The organism is Flavobacterium flavigenum (genome assembly GCF_027111255.2).
Taxonomy (GTDB): domain Bacteria; phylum Bacteroidota; class Bacteroidia; order Flavobacteriales; family Flavobacteriaceae; genus Flavobacterium; species Flavobacterium flavigenum.
Genome location: NZ_CP114285.2, coordinates 3084334 through 3104715 on the forward strand (window position 1 = coordinate 3084334; position 20382 = coordinate 3104715).

The 20382-nt window shown below is 30.9% G+C and carries 17 protein-coding genes and 1 tRNA gene; 9 read left to right on the forward strand and 9 right to left on the reverse strand.

The window, feature by feature from the left end; all coding sequences use genetic code 11:
* Positions 1-21: 21 nt before the first annotated feature.
* Complete coding sequence (locus OZP09_RS12570; protein ID WP_269234058.1) at positions 22-993, reverse strand: hypothetical protein; 972 nt, start codon at positions 991-993, stop codon at positions 22-24.
* A gap of 141 nt (positions 994-1134) precedes the next feature.
* Between OZP09_RS12570 and OZP09_RS12575 the strand changes: the two genes are divergently transcribed.
* Positions 1135-2115 carry an SPFH domain-containing protein gene (locus OZP09_RS12575; protein ID WP_269234059.1) on the forward strand — a complete coding sequence of 327 codons (981 nt, stop codon included), beginning with the start codon at positions 1135-1137 and terminating at the stop codon, positions 2113-2115.
* A 21-nt stretch (positions 2116-2136) separates the two neighbouring features.
* Here OZP09_RS12575 and OZP09_RS12580 read toward each other — a convergent pair whose 3' ends face one another.
* From OZP09_RS12580 to OZP09_RS12595, 4 genes are all read right to left on the reverse strand, one after another.
* The gene (locus OZP09_RS12580; RefSeq protein ID WP_269234060.1) at positions 2137-2391 is read right to left on the reverse strand and encodes a DUF6327 family protein; all 255 of its coding nucleotides are present in this window, start codon (positions 2389-2391) and stop codon (positions 2137-2139) included.
* Between the two features lie 3 nt (positions 2392-2394).
* The gene (locus OZP09_RS12585; protein ID WP_269234061.1) at positions 2395-2745 is read right to left on the reverse strand and encodes a competence protein; all 351 of its coding nucleotides are present in this window, start codon (positions 2743-2745) and stop codon (positions 2395-2397) included.
* A 113-nt stretch (positions 2746-2858) separates the two neighbouring features.
* Complete coding sequence (locus OZP09_RS12590; RefSeq protein WP_269234062.1) at positions 2859-3185, reverse strand: YtxH domain-containing protein; 327 nt, start codon at positions 3183-3185, stop codon at positions 2859-2861.
* Between the two features lie 654 nt (positions 3186-3839).
* A complete protein-coding gene (locus OZP09_RS12595) occupies positions 3840-5957 on the reverse strand; it encodes a glutamine--tRNA ligase/YqeY domain fusion protein (RefSeq protein ID WP_269234064.1) in 2118 nt (705 codons plus the stop codon).
* 118 nt (positions 5958-6075) lie between these two features.
* Here OZP09_RS12595 and folB point away from each other — a divergent pair, with 118 nt between their 5' ends.
* Both folB and OZP09_RS12605 read left to right on the forward strand, forming a co-directional pair.
* Entirely contained in the window at positions 6076-6435 is a 360-nt protein-coding gene (folB, locus tag OZP09_RS12600) for a dihydroneopterin aldolase (protein ID WP_269234065.1), read from the forward strand.
* 94 nt (positions 6436-6529) lie between these two features.
* Positions 6530-6600, forward strand: a tRNA-Cys gene (locus OZP09_RS12605).
* A gap of 768 nt (positions 6601-7368) precedes the next feature.
* Here the strand turns inward: OZP09_RS12605 and OZP09_RS12610 are convergent.
* The 3 genes from OZP09_RS12610 to rnr are packed head-to-tail and all read right to left on the reverse strand — an operon-like array spanning position 7369 to position 10928.
* Positions 7369-8046 carry a LysE family translocator gene (locus OZP09_RS12610; RefSeq protein WP_269234067.1) on the reverse strand — a complete coding sequence of 226 codons (678 nt, stop codon included), beginning with the start codon at positions 8044-8046 and terminating at the stop codon, positions 7369-7371.
* A 6-nt stretch (positions 8047-8052) separates the two neighbouring features.
* Positions 8053-8721, reverse strand: coding sequence for a head GIN domain-containing protein (locus OZP09_RS12615; protein ID WP_269234068.1), 669 nt, complete (start codon positions 8719-8721; stop codon positions 8053-8055).
* Positions 8722-8747: 26 nt separating this feature from the next.
* Entirely contained in the window at positions 8748-10928 is a 2181-nt protein-coding gene (gene rnr, locus OZP09_RS12620; RefSeq protein ID WP_281309472.1) for a ribonuclease R, read from the reverse strand.
* A gap of 193 nt (positions 10929-11121) precedes the next feature.
* Between rnr and OZP09_RS12625 the strand changes: the two genes are divergently transcribed.
* The 3 genes from OZP09_RS12625 (at position 11122) to OZP09_RS12635 (ending at position 13952) form a co-directional block, all read left to right on the forward strand.
* Positions 11122-11355 (forward strand): putative signal transducing protein, encoded by a 234-nt coding sequence (locus OZP09_RS12625; protein ID WP_269234069.1) that lies wholly within the window; start codon positions 11122-11124, stop codon positions 11353-11355.
* A 789-nt stretch (positions 11356-12144) separates the two neighbouring features.
* A complete protein-coding gene (gene rpiB, locus OZP09_RS12630) occupies positions 12145-12576 on the forward strand; it encodes a ribose 5-phosphate isomerase B (RefSeq protein WP_269234070.1) in 432 nt (143 codons plus the stop codon).
* Between the two features lie 233 nt (positions 12577-12809).
* Positions 12810-13952 carry an ATP-binding protein gene (locus OZP09_RS12635; protein ID WP_281309473.1) on the forward strand — a complete coding sequence of 381 codons (1143 nt, stop codon included), beginning with the start codon at positions 12810-12812 and terminating at the stop codon, positions 13950-13952.
* Here the strand turns inward: OZP09_RS12635 and OZP09_RS12640 are convergent.
* Positions 13935-14204, reverse strand: coding sequence for a DUF1294 domain-containing protein (locus OZP09_RS12640; protein WP_269234073.1), 270 nt, complete (start codon positions 14202-14204; stop codon positions 13935-13937). The two genes, OZP09_RS12635 and OZP09_RS12640, sit on opposite strands and share 18 nt — an antisense overlap.
* Positions 14205-14340: 136 nt before the next feature.
* On the opposite strand from OZP09_RS12640, the gene OZP09_RS12645 reads away from it, so the two are divergent.
* The 3 genes from OZP09_RS12645 to OZP09_RS12655 are packed head-to-tail and all read left to right on the forward strand — an operon-like array spanning position 14341 to position 20272.
* Entirely contained in the window at positions 14341-16203 is a 1863-nt protein-coding gene (locus OZP09_RS12645) for a DUF3857 domain-containing protein (protein ID WP_281309474.1), read from the forward strand.
* Complete coding sequence (locus OZP09_RS12650) at positions 16203-18107, forward strand: DUF3858 domain-containing protein (RefSeq protein ID WP_281309475.1); 1905 nt, start codon at positions 16203-16205, stop codon at positions 18105-18107. Before OZP09_RS12645 ends, OZP09_RS12650 begins: the two co-directional genes overlap by 1 nt.
* Positions 18108-18148: 41 nt before the next feature.
* Entirely contained in the window at positions 18149-20272 is a 2124-nt protein-coding gene (locus tag OZP09_RS12655; protein ID WP_281309476.1) for a Tex family protein, read from the forward strand.
* Positions 20273-20382 lie beyond the last annotated feature (110 nt).

The following is a 20382-nucleotide window of genomic DNA, read 5'->3' on the forward strand; positions in this document are numbered from 1 at the left end:
TTTTAATAGTAACTTTAAAAATTATTTACAGTTTTTGATATTTTCAAAATCCTTCTCAATCATAATTGAAGATATATTTTGCCCCATCACTGCAAAACCTCTAGGCATAAATAGATATAATATTTTACCTGTTTCACAATCTACAACAACTTTATAAGACATAAGAAATGATTGGCCAATAGGTCCCATTTGACCTTTACCTATTTCATAGGGAACTGAAAACAATACAACTTTGTCTTTATCTTTTTCAACAAATGCCCTGTTAATTTCATCATCAGAAACAATATTAAGTGCTCCATCATATTTTTTTATACAATCTTCCTTTTTAGTCTTCTCATATAAAATTGACTCTTTAACTAATAATGTTTTATTTTTTATTAAAGGACAATTGCCTTTTGCCATTTCTTTAACATAATTTTCAGAATTTACACTTTCATTTTGAGCAATTATGTAATTTATATTATCTTGTAATATATTCAAAGAATATTTATAATCTGCCTCCTCTAAAAATACATCTGCTTTTTTACTTGAAATTGGCAAATAAACTTGTGAATCTGGCTTTTGAGGATTTGATTCAATCTTAGTATATACAATTACATTTAAATATAAATTGGATTTAAAATCAAAATCTATATCATTTAAACGTAAATTTCTTAAAACGGCATAAGATTTATTATTAGCTTTTCTTAAAATTTCTACTTCTGATTTATTTTTAAATTCTATGTTCTTATTTATTGTCCAGTATTTTTTTGCATAAACAGTAATTTCTTCATTGTATAATTTAACCATCTTTTTATACGATTGAAGTTCTTCAGCTTTTTTTGGTTTACTCAATTTACTTAATATTTTTTCATCTTCTTCTAACAATTCAATAATTAAAGGTCTGGTTTTTAAATCAATAAAATCCTTTACATTCCCATGGAAATAAGAACTAATTTGAGCTTTTGAAACTAAAGACATAAATAGGAATAAATAAAATAGAATTCTTTTCATAATTTTTGTTTTTATATTAATTTGAGTCAAAAGTATAATAATAATTAACAAATAAAATCATGTAAAAAAATAAATAATAAAAAACAATTGTTATTATTATTCGTATTTTTAAAAAATTAATAAAAACCAAATTATATCACCATGGGTACAGCATTTATTATCTTATTAGTATTCGCATTCTTCATTTTAATGTCCTCTTTTTTTACTGTAAAACAACAATCTTCAGTAGTAATAGAAAGATTTGGAAAATTTCAGAGTGTTAGAAATTCAGGATTACAATTAAAAATTCCGGTTGTTGACAGAGTTGCCGGACGTGTAAATCTTAAAATTCAACAGTTAGATGTTATCATCGAAACCAAAACAAGAGATAACGTTTTTATCAAAATGAAAGTCTCTGTTCAGTTTAAAGTTATTCAGGAAAAAGTATATGATGCTTTCTACAAACTGGAATATCCACACGATCAGATTACCGCTTATGTATTTGATGTGGTTCGTGCCGAAGTTCCAAAACTAAAACTGGATGATGTTTTCGAAAGAAAAGATGACATTGCCATTGCAGTAAAAAGAGAATTAAACGAAGCAATGACTACTTACGGCTATGATATTATCAATACTTTGGTAACCGATATTGATCCGGATATCCAGGTAAAAAATGCAATGAACAGAATCAACGCTGCCGACAGAGAAAAAACGGCTGCAGAATTTGAAGCTGAAAGTTCAAGAATCAGAATCGTTGCAAAAGCAAAAGCTGAAGCTGAAAGTAAACGTTTACAAGGACAAGGTATTGCAGATCAGCGTCGTGAAATTGCAAGAGGTTTAGTAGAAAGTGTTGAAGTTTTGAACAATGTTGGAATCAATTCTCAAGAAGCTTCTGCCCTAATTGTTGTGACGCAGCATTACGATACTTTACAGGCAATTGGGGCTGATGCAAATTCAAATTTAATCCTTCTTCCTAATTCTCCACAAGCCGGAAGTGACATGCTAAATAATATGGTTGCGTCATTTACAGCTTCTAATCAAGTTGGTGAAATGATGAAAAAGACAAACAAAAAAGTCGAAAAACCAAAACCAATTCAGCCACAATCTGGTTACGAAGATGACATTCAACCAGAAACAAAATAATACAAAAAATGAAAAAGAGGCTTAATTGCCTCTTTTTTTATTTAAAAACCAATTGATTACAAAAGCTAAAATTGATGGCAAAATGCTTCCGTAAGAATTTGAAATGTAATCTTTGAATGAAGAAAAAATTCCACCAAGTACATTTTCTGGAGTAATGCTTTCCTTCGTTTTCTGAAAGCTCAAAACCAATTTCTGATAATTGATCTCTTTTTCGAGTTTCAAAATTTCAAGATCTTTTTCTATTTCAGCATAAGATGAGTATTTTTTTACTTGCATAAATTAATCATTAAAAAAGATTTCTGAAAATTTCTCTAAAATCGGACCTTCAACAAACTTGTCTTTTATAAAGAAAAGTAAAATTGTAAACACAAGATAGATCCCTCCTACTGCTAAAAATCCGAGGGCGTTACTTTCAAATAAAGAACCAAAAGCATATGCTGCAGCGAAAGATCCGAAAATCATAACCATACTAAAACACAATAAAATCAAAGTAAACTTAAAAATTAAAGTCGTTGATTTCATTGCAACTTTAAAACCCCAAAGTTTATAATACGCTAAATTACTGTCAATATAAGCCTTGGTGCTTTCCTGAATATTCTCTGTATTTTCTTTTAATTCTTCAAAAGCCATAATTTTAAATTTCATTAAAAAAGAAACACAAAATAAACTGATTACAATTGAATGTCAATATAATAAATATTTAATCAACTATAAATCAGGTAAACTTTGTGTTTCCTCGATTATTACTTTTGATATTTAGCGTTTTGTGTCTTTAAATCAGCTAGCTTCGATTCTAAAAAAGAAATAACTTCTTCTGTTTTATGACTTACATTTGAAAGTAATTCATCAAAAGTTCCATCGAGATTTTCTGTAGCACTTGCAAATTTTTCACGCAAAACTTCTGAACTTGCTTCTAAAGAATCTTTTAAATTGTTGGCAGTATCTCCCAGACTTTCTTTAATTTTTGCTCTTGTGTTCGAACCTTTATCAGGAGCTAACAAAATTCCTATCGCTGCACCTACTGCTGCACCGGCTAAAATTGCTGCAATCGTATTTGAATTGTTTGACATAATATTAAAAATTTAAAGTGATTAATAAAGATACTACTTTCTGAATTATAAAATTCATATTTGACCTTTGTACATAAAAATACCAACTTTATAAACAATTGAATGTTAACAACCCGTTAAACTGACCAAATCTACAGTAAAAAGTAAAATTATGCCTTAAAATGAATAATAATTTAAAAGATGGTTAATGTGATGGATAAAATTAAAAGACGTCTGAAAATGAATTTATGAAAGTTAATTTTAATTTAAATAAATTATATACTTTTTATTTTCAATAGTTTTTACAAATAATAAATAAAATATTTAAAATTTAATTATTAAATAGGTAAAATTGATTTTTATATAAAAGAGAATTTTTGAGCTTGAATTTCTGAATTAAATGAAAATAAAATCTCATTTTCAACTTTATCAACAATCCACTGTTGATAATCCTTAAAACATCCATAAATATAGTTCAAAACTAAAATAAAGCTCAATTTTAAAAGATTTTTAAAAAGATGATAAATGAATCGGAAGTATTTTAAAAACGTCTTAAAATCAATTTATGAAAGTCAATTTTAATTTATAAAAATTATAAAATATTTAGTTTTAATAGAAAAAATAAATAATAAAAAAAAGCGCTTATAAAAGCGCTTTTAATAAATAATATTGATTTTATTTTTTTACTATTTCAGAAAGAATTTCGATTTCTCTCTCTGAAGCAGATTTTGGAGGATTTGAATATAATTTCAAAATATCGCCTTCAAATTGATTTTTGAGATCTGAATTTTCAATATCTCTCAAATTCAAAAGTGCTTTCGATCTCACATAAGTCGATTCACTTCTAAGAGACATTGTATATAATTTTTTAATATCCTCTTCTTCAAAATCTGTAGATTTCCAATTTGAATATTTCAATAAAAATTGAGAAAACAACAGTGAAGCCTTATTATTGTTGATATTCTTCTTTAATGAATTTTGTAATAAAGAAAAACTTGAAATAGTTGCGATGCTCTCCCCTATCGCACTTTCAATTGCAATACGTTCCGGTTTAGTTTCAACTTTAAAATATTTATTGATATCTTTTAAAGAATTATTGATACTGTTTTCTTCTTTTTTACCTTTTTCTTCCCAGGCATCTTTCAGTCCAACAGTTTTATTAAATACTAATTTTGAAGCAGTTGAGTCTTTATCAACAGTAAAATAACCTAAACGTTGAAATTGGAATTTATCTTCATTTTGAGCTGTTGCTAAACTTGGCTCCACATATCCGGTTACGATTTCTAATGAATTTGGATTCACAAAATCTAAGAAATTTTTGTCTTTATAACTGTCCGGAGCTTCATCTGTAAACAAACGATCGTACAAACGAACTTCTGCTTCTACAGCATGTTTGATAGAAACCCAATGCAATGTTCCAGACACTTTTCTTTGGCTTGCTTCTGTCCCGCTTCCGCTTAAAGAATCGGTATCATAAGTCACATGAATTTCAGTAATATTTCCTTCTGCATCTTTTATAACAGATTCTCCTTTAATGATATACGCATTTTTAAGACGTACTTCTTTTCCTAAAGTCAAACGGAAATATTTAGCCGGAGCCTCTTCTAAAAAGTCTTCTCTTTCGATATATAATTCACTGGAAAATGGCACTTTTCTGAAACCTGCATTCTCATCTTCCTGATTATTTTCAGCTTCCAACCACTCTTCTTTTCCTTCCGGATAATTCGTAATTACCAATTTTACAGGATCTAAAACAGCCATTACACGAGGTGCAATTTTGTTCAGATCTTCACGAATACAAAACTCTAAAACCGATACATTTATTAAATTATCACGTTTAGCAATACCAATTGTGTTGGCAAAATTACGTAAAGAAGCAGCTGTATAACCACGTCTTCTTAATCCTGAAATAGTAGACATTCTAGGATCATCCCAACCGTTAACATGCTTTTCCTTAACTAGTTGCTGTAATTTTCGTTTACTCACAACAGTATGTGATAAGTTACGTCTTGCAAATTCTCTTTGTTTTGGACGAATTAGATTTTCATCAATAATCTGGTCTAAAAACCAATCGTACAATTCACGGTGAGGCAAAAATTCAAGCGTACAAAACGAATGTGAAATAGCTTCTAAATAATCACTTTGTCCATGTGCCCAATCGTACATTGGATAAATTTTCCAGATATCTCCGGTTCTATGGTGATGTTTGTGCAGAATCCTGTACATGATAGGATCACGCATCAACATGTTAGTTGATTTCATGTCAATTTTAGCACGAAGAATATGAGTACCGGCTTCAAATTCACCGTTTTTCATTCTTTCGAACAAATCTAAATTTTCTTCAACAGAACGATTTCTGTATGGACTATCAGTTCCTACAGTTGTAGGAGTTCCTTTTTGAGCAGCCATTTCTTCAGAAGTCTGACTGTCAACATACGCCTTATCTTTTTTAATTAATAAAACGGCCCAATCGTACAACTGTTGAAAATAATCTGAAGCATAACATTCTTCTGCCCAGGTATATCCTAACCATTCTACGTCTTTTTTAATAGCATCAACAAATTCCTGTTCTTCTTTCTCTGGGTTTGTATCGTCAAAACGTAAATTTACAGGTGATTGATAATCAATTCCTAAACCAAAATTTAAAGCAATAGAACTTGCGTGTCCAATGTGTAAATAACCGTTTGGTTCAGGTGGAAAACGAAAGCGTAATTTAGAATTTGAAAGACCTGATTTAAGATCTTCTTCTATGATTTGTTCAATAAAATTGAGAGATTTATCTTCTGATGCCATTATTTATAGTAATTTTAGCAAAGATAAAAAAGTTTATAGTTTACAGTTTATAGTTTATGGTTTTCTTTGGGAAACTTACTCTAAACTTGAAACTTAAAACTTGAAACTAAATTTTAAAATGGGAGTTATAAAATTAAAAAACATCCGTACTTTTTCTTATCATGGATGTATGATTGAAGAAGGAAAAATAGGATCTAATTACACTGTTGACTTAAAAATTAAAACCAATTTACAGCAATCAGCAGAAACAGATGACTTAACTGATACAGTCGATTATGTACATTTGAATAAAATTGTTACGGAAGAAATGGCAATTCGTTCGCATTTATTAGAACATGTAGCCAAAAGAATCAACATTCGCATATTAAATGAGATTGAAACAGTAGAAAAAACAACAGTTTCCGTTTCGAAGATTAATCCCCCTATTAGTGGTGATGTTGAATCAGTTACCATAAAAATGACGGAAATAAGAAAGTAATTCTTTAGGTTAAAACCGTATTTTTTCAAAATAGTTTATTCGAAACTTTTGAATTTTAAAGATTTTAGTTACTTTTGCCATCCGTTCAAGCAATGGCGTCGTGGCCGAGTGGCTAGGCTGGGCTCTGCAAAAGCTCCTACTCCGGTTCGAATCCGGACGATGCCTCTAAACCTTCAAGGAAACTTGGAGGTTTTTTTTATGGTTAATTTTTAAGAAAAATTAATTAAAGAGATAGTTCGAATCCAGACGATGCCCCTAAACCTTCAAGGAAACTTGGAGGTTTTTTTATATCTAATTTTTAGGAAAAATTAATTAAAGAGATAGTTCGAATCCGGACGATGCCCCTAAACCTTCAAGGAAACTTGGAGGTTTTTTTTATGGTTAATTTTTAAGAAAAATTAATTAAAGAGATAGTTCGAATCCAGACGATGCCCCTAAACCTTCAAGGAAACTTGGAGGTTTTTTTATATCTAATTTTTAGGAAAAATTAATTAAAGAGATAGTTCGAATCCGGAGGATGAATCAAAATTTTCAAGGAAACATGGAGTTTTTTATGTTTAATTTTTAAGAAAAATTAATTAAAGAGATAGTTCGAATCCGGACGATGAATCAAAATCTTAAAGGAAACTTGGATTTTTTTATGATTAAATTTTAGATAAATTAATTAAAGGTTTTGGATCCAATCCAGACGATTCTTCAAAAGAGATACAGTAATGTGTGTATTTTTATATTTCTATTTTCTCAATCTTTTCATTCGACGGAGGAAAAATCAAACGTAGGATTCGACAAAGATTATAGACATTCTTTGTGGAGTTTCTAGTGTGATTTCTCCTTCCGTCGAAATGACAAACCTATCCAAAAATCAAACTTATAAACACAAAAAAACCTCTGCAATTCAGAGGTTCTATTTGTATTTTGAGTTATTAACAACTCTTATTTTTCTATCCTTTCAAAAGCATTTTTCATCATTTCTTTTTCTTTTGGAAACCATCCCTGAGTAATTAATACTACACCAAAGACCATTAAAACAATACTGATTCCTTTTTTAATTTTAAGAATATTCACAGGTGTCATTTTAGATTTTAATTGCTTGGCCAATACGATTTTAAGACAGTCAACCAATAAATATGTTATGATCACAGAAGTAAAAAAAGTAATCATTCTTGAGTTTTGCATTTCTAATTTTGGTCCGACAGAAATGATGACTGCAAGCCAGAATCCAAGAACTCCAATGTTAATAACGTTCAGTAAAAAGCCTTTTACAAATAAACTGCCGTAATTTCTTTTTAAAATATCCCGATCAATTTCTTCATCATTGATTTTTTCTACTTTTTTTAATTTTACAAATGAAATAATACCATAAGACAACATAATGATACCGCCAAAAATAAAAAGAGCAGGATCATCCTTTAAACTTGAAATTAACCTGTAACTTCCTAAATAGGCAATTGCTATAAAAAAAATATCACCTAATACTACTCCAAGATCAAAGACAATTGCAGATCTAAAACCTTTGGTAATACTGGTTTCTAATAAAACAAAAAATACCGGACCCACCATAAAGCTCAGAACAAGTCCCCATGGCAGCCCAGCCAGAATATCATTTATCATTCAATATTATTTTACTTCTTCTATTTTACCTCCAAAAACTGTTTTTTGGTTAATTTGTTTAGGTTTCCCATAAATGTAAATAGAGCCTCCTGCGCTTACTTTTGCATCCACAAGTGTAGAAGCATTCACATCTGCTTTTCCTCCCGCAGAAACGCTTACTGTGGTCTGAGAGGTTTCTAATTTACTTGCTAGTAAATAACCGCCTGCACCTAAACTTGCCACCTGGTTCGAAGCTTTTCCGGCTAAAGTAATTTCTCCTCCGGAAACTGAACTAACCTTAAGTTTTTCAACCTCCAAATTTACATTAATTTTTCCACCTTCCTGAGCACTTACTTTAAAACTTGTTGCTTTTATAGTTTCTGAACTTGTAACAATTGCTCCTTCATTAACATCAATAAGCTCAATATGTTTGTAATACAAAGTAACTTCTAAATCCTCGCCGGACAAAAGTTTTGGAAATGGCATTCTTATTTTTAGAATACCATTCTTATTAACAGCTTCTAATTCTGCTTCCCTTGCTCCTTTTATAACCAATTTATTTTCAGATGACTGAACTAATTTTACATTTAATTTATCATAAACTTTAACCGTATCAAAATCTCCTAATTCTTTGGTGACCTGACCAAAAGACATTTGGAAAAATAAAACAACTGCAATTATAATTAATTTTTTCATTTCTTTAAATTTTTAAATTTAACAACTTATTCTGCTCGTCGTAAAAAATGGAAATCCAGTTGTTTTTTAACTAAATCTGCATTTTTCACTTTAACGTAAATTTCATCCCCTAATTGTAAAATACTGTCTGAAGTTGCTCCCACCAGTGCATATTGCTTTTCATCGAAAGTATAATAATCATCCTTGATCTCTCTGATTCTTACCATTCCTTCGCATTTATTAGAAACAATTTCAACGTAAATTCCCCATTCGGTAACACCGGAAATAACACCAAGGAATTCTTCATCCTGATGATCCTGCATGTATTTAACCTGCATGTATTTGATACTATCTCTTTCAGCATTTGTTGCTAAGCTTTCCATGTTCGAACAATGCAGGCATTTGGTTTCGTACGTTTCTTCGTCTACAGAAGCACCTCCATCCAGATAATACTGCAGTAAACGATGTACCATAACGTCCGGATAACGACGAATTGGCGATGTAAAATGGCTGTAATAATCAAAAGCTAAACCGTAATGTCCTATATTATCTGTAGAATATTTGGCTTTGCTCATACTTCTAATTGCAAGAGTATCAATTAAGTTTTGTTCTTTTTTGCCGTTTACTTCTTCCATCAGGGCATTCAATGATTTCGAAATATCGCCTTTATTTCTAAAGTCAATTTTATAACCAAACTTCGAAATCACCTGCTGCATGGCAATCAGTTTATCTTCATTTGGTTCATCGTGAATTCGGTACACAAAGGTTTTCTTTTGTTTTCCAATGTATTCAGCCACTTTTCTATTCGCTAAAAGCATGAATTCTTCAATAAGATGATTGGCATCTTTAGAAACTTTGAAATAAACACCTTCCGGTTCTCCTTCTGCATCCAAGTTGAATTTTACTTCAACTTTATCAAAAGAAATGGCACCATTCTGCATTCTTTTCTTTCTTAAAATTTTAGCTAATTCATCTAATTTTAAAGTAGCTTCCACAATTTCATCTGAAACTACATAGGATTCCCCGGTAATAGAAGTTTCCAATGGAATCGTATTGTCTTTTGTTTCAATAATATATTGTGCTTCTTCGTAAGCAAAACGCTGATCAGAATAAATTACAGTTCTGCCAAACCATTGGTTAATAACCTGAGCAGTTGGCGAAACTTCAAAAACGGCAGAGAAAGTATATTTTTCTTCATGCGGACGAAGTGAACAGGCAAAATTCGATAAAACTTCCGGAAGCATTGGCACTACCCTATCGACCAAATAAACCGAAGTTGCTCTTTGATAGGCTTCATCATCCAGAATTGTTCCTTCTTCAAGATAATACGAAACATCAGCAATATGAACACCAATTTCGTAATTTCCGTTTTCTAACTTTTTGAAAGACAAGGCATCATCAAAATCTTTAGCGTCTTTTGGATCAATGGTAAAGGTAAGCGTGTAACGCATATCGCGACGTTTTGCAATCTCAGATTCCTGAATCGAAGTATCTATTTTTTGAGCATAGACCTCTACTTCTACCGGAAAATCTGATGGCAAACCATATTCAGCTAAAATAGCATGAATCTCTGTATTGTGTTCTCCTGGCTTGCCTAAAACTTTAATGACAGAACCAAACGGACTATCAGCTCTCTTTGGCCAGTCTTCAATTGTTACTAAAACAACATCTCCATTTTCGGCCTCTCCTATTTTGTCTTTCGGAATAAAAATATCCGTGTACATTTTAGGATTTGCTGTCGAAACAAAAGCAAAATTGGGCTGTATATCAATTACTCCAACGAATTCTGTTTTGTTTCTTTCAACAACTTCAATTACTTCACCTTCAGGACGTTTTCCTTTTCTACGGTTATAAACATAAACTTTGACTTTATCTTTATCTAATGCACGATTCAGATTATTGGTTGGAATAAAAACGTCTTCTGCAAAATCTTCACAAATAAAATAAGCTGTTTTACGGCTTGTCATATCAATAGTTCCTTCGTAATAATCCTGACTTTCAGCTTTTACTAAATATTTTCCAGGTTCCGATTCAATAATTTTCTTCGAACCAGCCATTATTTTTAAATCTTTTATGATCTGGTTTCTGCTTTTTGTATCATCAAGTTCAAGCTTTGCAGCTATCTGTTTGTAATTAAATGCTTTATTAGGGCTTTTCGATAAAATCTTCAGTATTTTTCCTGAGAAATCTTTCTCATTTTTTATCGGTTTTCTAATTTTCTTACTCATATATCTTTTCTTATAAGGTTTAAAATTACAAATAAGATATCAGATTAAATATTTTAACAAATAGAATTATTAAAATTATAACTTTCAACTGCTGGTTTTCATCGTTTTACACAATCAAAACAACTGAACTATTTAGTTATAGCTTTTTCAACTAAAATGCTTCTCATTTCGTATCTTTATAAAAATGCCTTTTATGGAAAGCTTTAAAACCATTGCTACATTCTATTATGACCACGAAACAGTCATTCTTAAACACTTATTAGAGCAAGAGGACATTCCATACTATTTTGAAAATGAAATCACTTTATCGGTTGTTCCAATGTATTCGGCAGCACTGGGTGGAATCAAACTCAAAGTTCATCCGAGCGATTTCGAACAAGTTCAGGAAATTCTCGACAATTTGAACAATCCGCTTAAAATCGTCTGAAACAAAAATTCAAACAAACTCAAATCAGACTAAAATTCAATTCAAAAAATAAAATTTTTCCTTTTCAACTTTTTTAGTTTTCAACATATATTAAATACAACAAAAAAGATTTTTAAAAATTTAAAAAAATTTGATGGTTATTATAGTGTGTTAATATGTCGAATAAATTTATTTTTAAAAGTATTGAAATGAAGTTTCTTTTAGTTATTGGGAGTTATCAACATAGTTATTTGTAGTTAAAAGATTAATTTTTAAGCCTTTTTGAATTTTAATTAACAACGGTTGACAACCAAAATTTGATTCATTTTGTAGATAAGTTGATATGTTCATTTCTGTTGAAAATAGCATTTTTAATATTGATAACTTTTCTAAAAATTCCTGAAACTTTTCTTGCATTTTTGATTTCAGTTTTGGATTAAGTATTTTTTTGACACAACCAAAAAAAACTTCTAATTTTCTATCTCAACTTATCAACATTTCCTGTTAATTTAAAGTTAACTGAATATCAACGAATTAAGAACTCCTATTAACACCCTAAAAATTTAACAAAAAAAATGATCTTTATTTATTGAATATCAGTATTTTATATATTTATAAAAAATGTTGATAACTGATAAAGGTTTGAAATTTAGGTAATTGCAATTATGATTTTTGTATTACATTTTAAGCAACATATTTAAGCAACAATTTTCTGTTAATAAACAAAAAAATAGTGAAAATTCCTCTAATTTATAGAGAACATTTAATTATTGAGTAAATTTGCAGAAACACAACTTAATAGTATTTAAAATGAAAATTTCGATAGGAAACGATCACGCAGGACCAGAGTACAAAAAAGCTATTGTAGCTATGCTTAAAGCAAAAGGATATGAAGTAACCAATTACGGAACAGATTCTGAAGATTCAGTTGATTATCCGGATTTTGGACATCCCGTTGCGAATGATGTATCTGAAGGAAAAGCTGATTTTGGAATCGTGATCTGCGGCAGCGGAAACGGAATTGCCATGACGGTTAATAAACACCCAAAAGTGAGAGCTGGTTTATGCTGGACAAAAGAAATTGCGGTTTTAATACGTTTACATAATGATGCCAACATTATAAGCATTCCGGCACGTTTTACTTCAATTCCACAGGCAGTAGAAATGGTAGAAACTTTTCTTAGTACTGAATTTGAAGGTGGAAGACACCAAAACCGAGTGAATAAAATTGCTTGCTCGTAAAAAAGCTAAAAAATTTCGGTGCTTCGCACCTCTATAAAAGCAAACCGGGCGGATTTTTTAAATCTTTCCGGTTTTTTATTTAATGTTTTGAAAATAACTTATTTGATTTTTTACTGACTGAATTAACGTAAATTTAGTCAATACACTGACGCAATTAATATAAATTCAGTCAATCTACTGACAGAATTAATGTTTTTTGTGTATATTTGAAATGTATTTTTAATCTGTTTAGTATGAAAAAACATTTAAAAAGAGCAGTTGTTGATGAATTTCGTCAAAAAGTGATACCAAATAAAGTTCTAATTTTATTAGGAGCAAGACGTGTTGGAAAAACAGAATTAATTAAAAATTATGTATCAGAACTTCCATCTGAAAGTTATTTGCAATTAAATGGAGAGGATATCAATGATATCAATTTATTAAAGGAACGTTCTGTTAATAACTATAAAAGACTTTTGGCAGGGATTGATTTACTGGTAATTGACGAAGCACAAAACGTTCCGGATATTGGTTTGATCCTGAAATTAATTGTAGATTCAATCAACGGAATCAAAATTATTGCAACAGGATCTTCAATGTTTGATTTGAGTAATAAACTGGGCGAACCTTTAGTTGGCAGAAAAAATACAATTTACTTATTTCCATTATCTCAAATCGAATTTTCTGAAGTTGAAAACTTTAAACAAACAACCGAAAATTTAGAAGAAAAATTACTCTTTGGAGGCTATCCTGAATTGATTCAGTACGAATCTTGGGAAGAAAAAAAGGACTATCTTTTTGAAATAATCAATTCTTATTTATTAAAAGATATTTTGGTTTTTGAAGGCATTAAACATGCAGATAAAATCTATGATTTGCTCCGTTTAATTGCTTATCAGGTTGGAAAAGAGGTTTCTGTACAGGAATTGGCCAATCAATTACAATTATCAAAAAACACGGTTGGCAATTATTTAGATTTACTTTCTAAGGTTTTTATTCTCTTTAAAATAGAAGGTTTTAGCAGAAATCTCCGCAAGGAAATTGTAAAATCAAATAGATGGTATTTTTACGATAATGGAATTCGAAACGCAATTATTAACAACTTTACTAAACTGGAATCCAGAACAGATGTTGGAGATTTATGGGAAAATTATCTGGCTTACGAAAGGATTAAAAAGCAAAATTATAAGAAGATAAAAACCAAAAATTACTTCTGGAGAACTTACGATCAGCAAGAACTGGACTGGCTTGAAGAACGAGAAGACAAACTTTCCGGATTTGAGTTTAAATGGAACGAAAATAAGAAAGTAAAAATTCCAACAGCATTCAAAAATGCCTATCCGGAAGCTGAATTTGAAGTTATCAACAAAGCCAATTACTTAGATTTTATTAGTTAATTTCAAATAAATCAATAAGATCTGAACTAAAATAATTACAAAAAACTTTACAATAAAAGAAGTTTTAGCCGTTTTATGTCTAAAGATTAACATCGCTGTTAATAACCCAATCGATCCGCCAATTAAAGCGAGAAAAAACAAGGTGTTTTCAGGAATTCGACGTTTTTGTTTACGAGCCAAAAATTTATCGTAACCCGTAATTATAAACTCAAGAACATTTACAAATAAAAAATATAGTAATAAAACTTCCATTGGTTAAAAAATAGAAACAAAGATATTATTTTAGCTGTCCGAAATTATCTCGAAAATAGATTTAATTGTTTATAAAATTTCTAATAACGGTGATAAATATAATAGGTAAGAATATTGTTTACACCAAATCAAATCAATGAAAAAGTATATTGTACTGTTTATATTTTCTTTTCAATTGTATTCTCAGGAAAAGTCAAAAATAGTTTTTAGCAACGAAACCATAGTAATAAATTCTGGTAATGCCTTAGAAGTTGAAACTTTTGTAAATGAAAGCAGAGCAATTTCAAAAAGCAAAAATACTCAGGAATATGCTATTAGAATTCCTTTTGATAGTTTTAGTGAAATTTCAAATATAAAAGGGTCAACTTATATTGCAAAAACAAATAAAAAGATAGATTTAAGTTCCTATTCTATTGTTACAATCGATGCAGAGAATGAAAACATTTATAAAAGCGACAATAAATACAAATATTTTGTGATGCCTAAAGTGGAAGATAATTCCTTAATTGAATTTTCTTATAAAACAAAGCTCAAACAGCCTAGGTTTTTATCCAGTTTCCGATTTCAAAATCCGATAAAAACACAAACTGCAAAACTTCAGATTCGATGTAATTCTTCTACTGAAATTGGATATAAACTTTTTGGAAATTATCAGGAAAAAATAGCTTTCAGTAAAACGAAAGAAGGAAATTTTGATATTTATACCTGGGAAGCGAATGATATTCCTGAATTTGAAGGAGAAGAGAATATGCCGAGTTCTTTATATTTCATGCCACATATTATTTTTTATATCAAAAGTTATGAAATAGAAGGCAAAAAAGAAGAGTTATTAGGTACACCTGAAAAATTATACCAATGGTATTATTCAATCACAAAAAATATTAATAAAACGGATCAAACGGCTTTGAAGAACAAAACATTAGATCTGATAAAAGATAAAAAATCTGATTTAGAAAAGGCAAAAGCGATATATCAATGGGTTCAGCAAAATGTTCATTATGTTGCCTTTGAAGACGGAATGGGCGGTTTTATTCCCAGGGAAGCTTCAGATATTTTTCAAAAGTTATATGGAGACTGTAAAGATATGGCGAATCTTTTGAATGAAATGTTTAGATATGCGCAATTAAATTCTAATCTGACCTGGATTGGAACACGCCATAAGCCATACACATATGCAGATGTTCCAACGCCACAGGTAGACAACCATATGATTACGAATGTAGTTATTGATGGTAAAAGTTATTTTATGGATGCCACTGATAAATTTTGTCCTTTTCCGTTTCCTTCCTCTTTTATTCAGGGTAAAGAAGCTTTGATAGGAAAAACAGAAAAGGAATTTAAAATAGAAAAAATCCCGGAAGTTGAATCCGGCAGGAATAAAACTACAATCCTGATGAAATTGAATCTTGAAAATTCTAGTATTGTGGGAGATGCAAGCGTAACTGTATCTGGTTTTAAAAAGAGTTATTTATTGACCCATCTTTCTGCTTATAATCAAAAAGAAAGTGAAATTTGGAAAGACATCATTACTGAAAATAATCAGAAGATACTTTTGGATATTCAGGAATTGCAAAAAAACGACTATCAGGAGTTCCCATCAAAAGCAAATTTTAAATTAATATTAGAAAATGGTATTAAAGATGTCAATGGCAAATTATTATTAAAACCGGTATTGCTTTTTCCATTAAAAGAAAGTCTTATTGATATTGAAAAAAGAAAACTTTCTATAGAAAATGACTTTGCTTATGTTTATGAAATACAGTATGAGTATCAATTACCATTGGATTATAAAGTAGAATTTATGCCTGAAAATGCAAAAGCTGAAAACGATTTAGGAAGCTTTGATATTCAATACAAGCTTCTGAAAAATAATCTTATAGTAACTCAAAAGATAGCATCAAAAAAATTAGTATTAGAAAATAAGGATTTTATACTTTGGAATTCTTTTATAAAAACACTAACCAAACAATACAGTCAATCCATAATTCTTTCTAAATAATGAAAAAAATAACTCTAATTTTTGTCTTGTTATTCTTCTTTCAAAGTTATTCGCAGGAAATAAAAAGCTACACTTGGGACGAAAAACCAATTTTTGATGAAATTTCGGCTGAACACAAAGACCAGCCTGCTGTAGTCTTGTTTGACAAACGCTGGATACATACAAGAGTTGGAGCTTATGCTTATGCAACTTTTGGAATGAATCATTTTGCCATAAAAATCAATAAAGCCGGGGAAATTAACAAATACAATAAAATTAAAGCCCAAGACAACGGATACATTCGTGATGTTCGTGATTTTCATGCTCGTATCATAAAACCTAACGGAGAAATAAAAATAATACCTCAGGATAAAATTATTGAAACGGAGATCGACAAAGTAAAATCAATCGTTTTTGAAGGTGTAGAAGCAGGGGATATTTTGGAATATTATTTCATTATAAAAGAAAATCCATCTGCTTATGGAGTTGAAGTTTTCCAGAAAGATATTCCGGTTTTGTTTGCCGAATTCACACACACTCAGGAAGGCGTAAAATTTGAAACTTATGCATCTTCAGAGTTTAAAAAAAGCAGTAGCAAGAACAAGACTATATTAACAGCCACTAATATTCCGATTTTTAAAGAAGAATCGAATGCAACAAACATAAAGAATTTGGTGAAGTTAATTTATATGGTTTCAACGCCATCAATGGACATTTATAATTGGAATTATTTTTTACCACAATATCTTGCTAAACCGTCTTTTCAATATTTTAAGAAAGCGCAGGCCAGAGAGTTTATTCAAAAATTAAATATTGGTACTGAATCAACCGAAGAGAAATTAATTAAAATCGATGAGTACATAAAAACCAATTTTGATTTTATAAGCAGAGGAGAAACAGCTCAAAAAATCACGAATTTAAACAATGGAAAACAAAAATTAACAGGCGGTGATATTTTTGACTTATATGGATTTACACTCAAAGAATTAAAAATTCCCTATAAAGTTGCAGTGGGTATGTCGCGATTTAATGGAGAGATTGATACCGAAAAATTTGTTGTACCTCTGTCTCATGAATTCATGTATTACATTCCTGAAACTAAAAAATTCCTGTCTCCGTATGAGAAATATTTGTCTTATGGTTATCCACCTTATGAGCTTCAGGGTTCAGAAGGCAGAACATATTATCCTGCCCTTAAAGAGAATTATGTATTAAGTTTTCCTATTGCTCCTGCTGAATTTACTGTAAATGAATCAAAAAGTACTGTTACATTTTCAGATGACCTGACAATGGCAAATATAGAAAAAACACTTTCTTATACCGGGTATGATGGACAGTTGAATAGGAATTGGGTGAAATACATTAATGAAAATCAGGATGACAAAAAACTAGGGGAGTATATTAAGGAAAGAGTATTTGGTGATGATTTTAATATAAAAATAACCAATTATAGTTTTGAAAATCAAGAGTTCAAATACAATTACTCCAACACACCTTACAATGTTATAGTTAAAGCGGAAGCACAGGAATCCTTAACTGAAAATGCCGGTAATCTGGTTTTGGTAAACCTCGGCAAAATGATTGGTAAGCAAGGAAATTTATATCAGGAAACGGATAGAAAATGGGATGTGGATTTAAAGTATGCTAAAACGTTCAAACACAAAATAGTTTTCAATATTCCGAACGGTTATGAAGTCGAAAGTTTTAAAGATTTGGAAATTGATAAGAAAACAGGAGGAGATGAAACCACAAATTGTTCTTTCAAATCAACCGTAAAAGTGGAAGGAAATCAATTAATTGTTGAGGTTTTTGAGATTTACAAATCTATAAATTACCCAAAAGAAATCTATCAGGAATACAGAAATGTAGTCAACGCTTCTTCCGACTTTACAAAAGCATCAGTAGTATTGAGACCAAAAAAATAAAAAGGTTTTAAAAATAAACATTCATTATTAGAATAATAAAAATGACTAACATACAATTTATCGCTAAATCCGTTAACACGGCTCCAATAAACATTCAAAACACAGTAAAACTTTTAGAAGAAGATTGTACGATTCCGTTTATCTCGCGTTACCGAAAAGATTCGACCGGAAATCTCGATGAAGTTGTAATCGAACAGATTGCAAAACTTCAAAAAGAATACGATACGCTTATAAAACGTAAAGAAGCGGTTTTAAAATCTATTGAAGAGCAAAAAGCGCTTACACCGGATTTGAAGAAAAAAATTGAAGACAGTTTTGATTTACAAGAAATTGAAGATTTCTACCTTCCATACAAAAAGAAGAAAAAAACGAAAGCTGATGTGGCTCGCGAATTTGGATTGGAACCATTGGCCAAATTAATGATGTCTGAAAGCGATTCTGATTTCGATTTTATTTCGACTCAATATTTAAATGAAAATGTTGTTAACGAAGAAGCTGCCATTCAGGGTGCGAGAGATATTGTGGCGGAATGGATCAACGAAAATATTTATGTCCGTAAACAGTTAAGAAGATTATTTCAGCGAAAAGCCACAATTGCTACCAAGGTTGTAAAAAAGAAAGCGGAAGAAGAAGGAGCACAGAAATTCAGCCAGTATTTTGATTGGGAAGAACCGTTGACAAAAGCTCCGGCACACCGTTTATTAGCCATGCTTCGTGCAGAAAATGAAGGTTTTATAAAATTAAAAATAGATGTAGATATTGACGAAGCGTACGATGTTATTGATGAAATTATCATTAAAAAACAGAATAATTCGACAGCACATTTACAGCTGGCGATTGAAGACAGTTACAAACGTTTATTGAATCCGGCAATTGGGAATGAAACCTTGCAGGAAGCCAAAGCTAAAGCTGATGCTAACTCAATTCAGGTTTTTGCCAACAATTTAGGGCAGCTTTTATTGGCACCGCCGTTGGGAGAAAAAAGAATTTTAGCGATTGATCCGGGATTTAGAAGTGGTTGTAAAGTCGTTTGTCTGGATGAAAAGGGAGATTTACTATACAATGAAACCATTTATCCTCATGCTCCTCAAAACGAGGAAACCATGGCGATTAAAAAAATCCGTTCTATGGTAAATTCGTATAAAATTGATGCTATTTCTATTGGAAACGGGACGGCTTCAAGAGAAACCGAATTTTTCATCAAAAAAATTGCTTTCGATAAACCTATACAGGTTTTTATAGTTTCAGAAGCCGGTGCTTCGGTTTATTCGGCATCAAAAATTGCGAGAGAAGAATTTCCTAATTATGATGTCACGGTTCGTGGTTCAGTTTCGATCGGTAGACGACTTTCAGATCCGTTGGCCGAACTGGTAAAAATCGACCCAAAAGCAATTGGAGTAGGGCAGTACCAGCATGACGTTGATCAGACTAAACTAAAAGAAGAACTTGATAATACGGTAATTCGCTGTGTAAACTCGGTTGGAATCAACATCAACACGGCCAGTAAACATTTGTTAAGCTACGTGAGTGGAATAGGAGAGAAGCTGGCCGAAAATATCGTTCAATACCGTTCTGAAAATGGACCTTTTGAAGACAGAAAACAGCTGAAAAAAGTGCCTCGATTGGGGGATAAAGCGTATCAGCAGGGAGCGGCGTTTATCAGGATTTCGAATGCTAAAAATCCATTAGACAATTCGGCGGTGCATCCGGAAGCTTATCCGGTTGTGGAGAAAATGGCTAAAGATTTGAAATTATCGGTAAACGATTTAATTGGCAACAAAGAAAAAACAGCCCTGATTAAGGCCGAAAACTATACTACATCAGAAGTTGGTCTACTAACACTGAAAGACATCATAAAAGAGCTTGAAAAGCCCGGATTAGACCCAAGAAAATCGGCTAAGGTTTTTGAGTTTGATGCGAATGTAAAATCAATCAAAGATTTGAAAATCGGAATGATTTTACCGGGAATTGTAAACAACATTACCAACTTTGGCTGTTTTGTAGATATCGGAATCAAAGAAAGCGGATTGGTTCATATCTCACAGCTAAAAGCCGGTTTTGTGAGTGATGTGAATGAAGTGGTAAAATTACATCAGCATGTGGATGTAAAGGTGACTGAGGTTGATGAGGATAGAAAGAGGATCCAGTTGACCATGGTGCTTTAAAAATCCAATATTTAAAATTGCTTCGCCTGTTCGCTATCGGTCGGGTCAAAATTCCAAAAATGATGGAATTATTAAAAACTGAAAACTCCCAAACTACAATTGTAATTTGG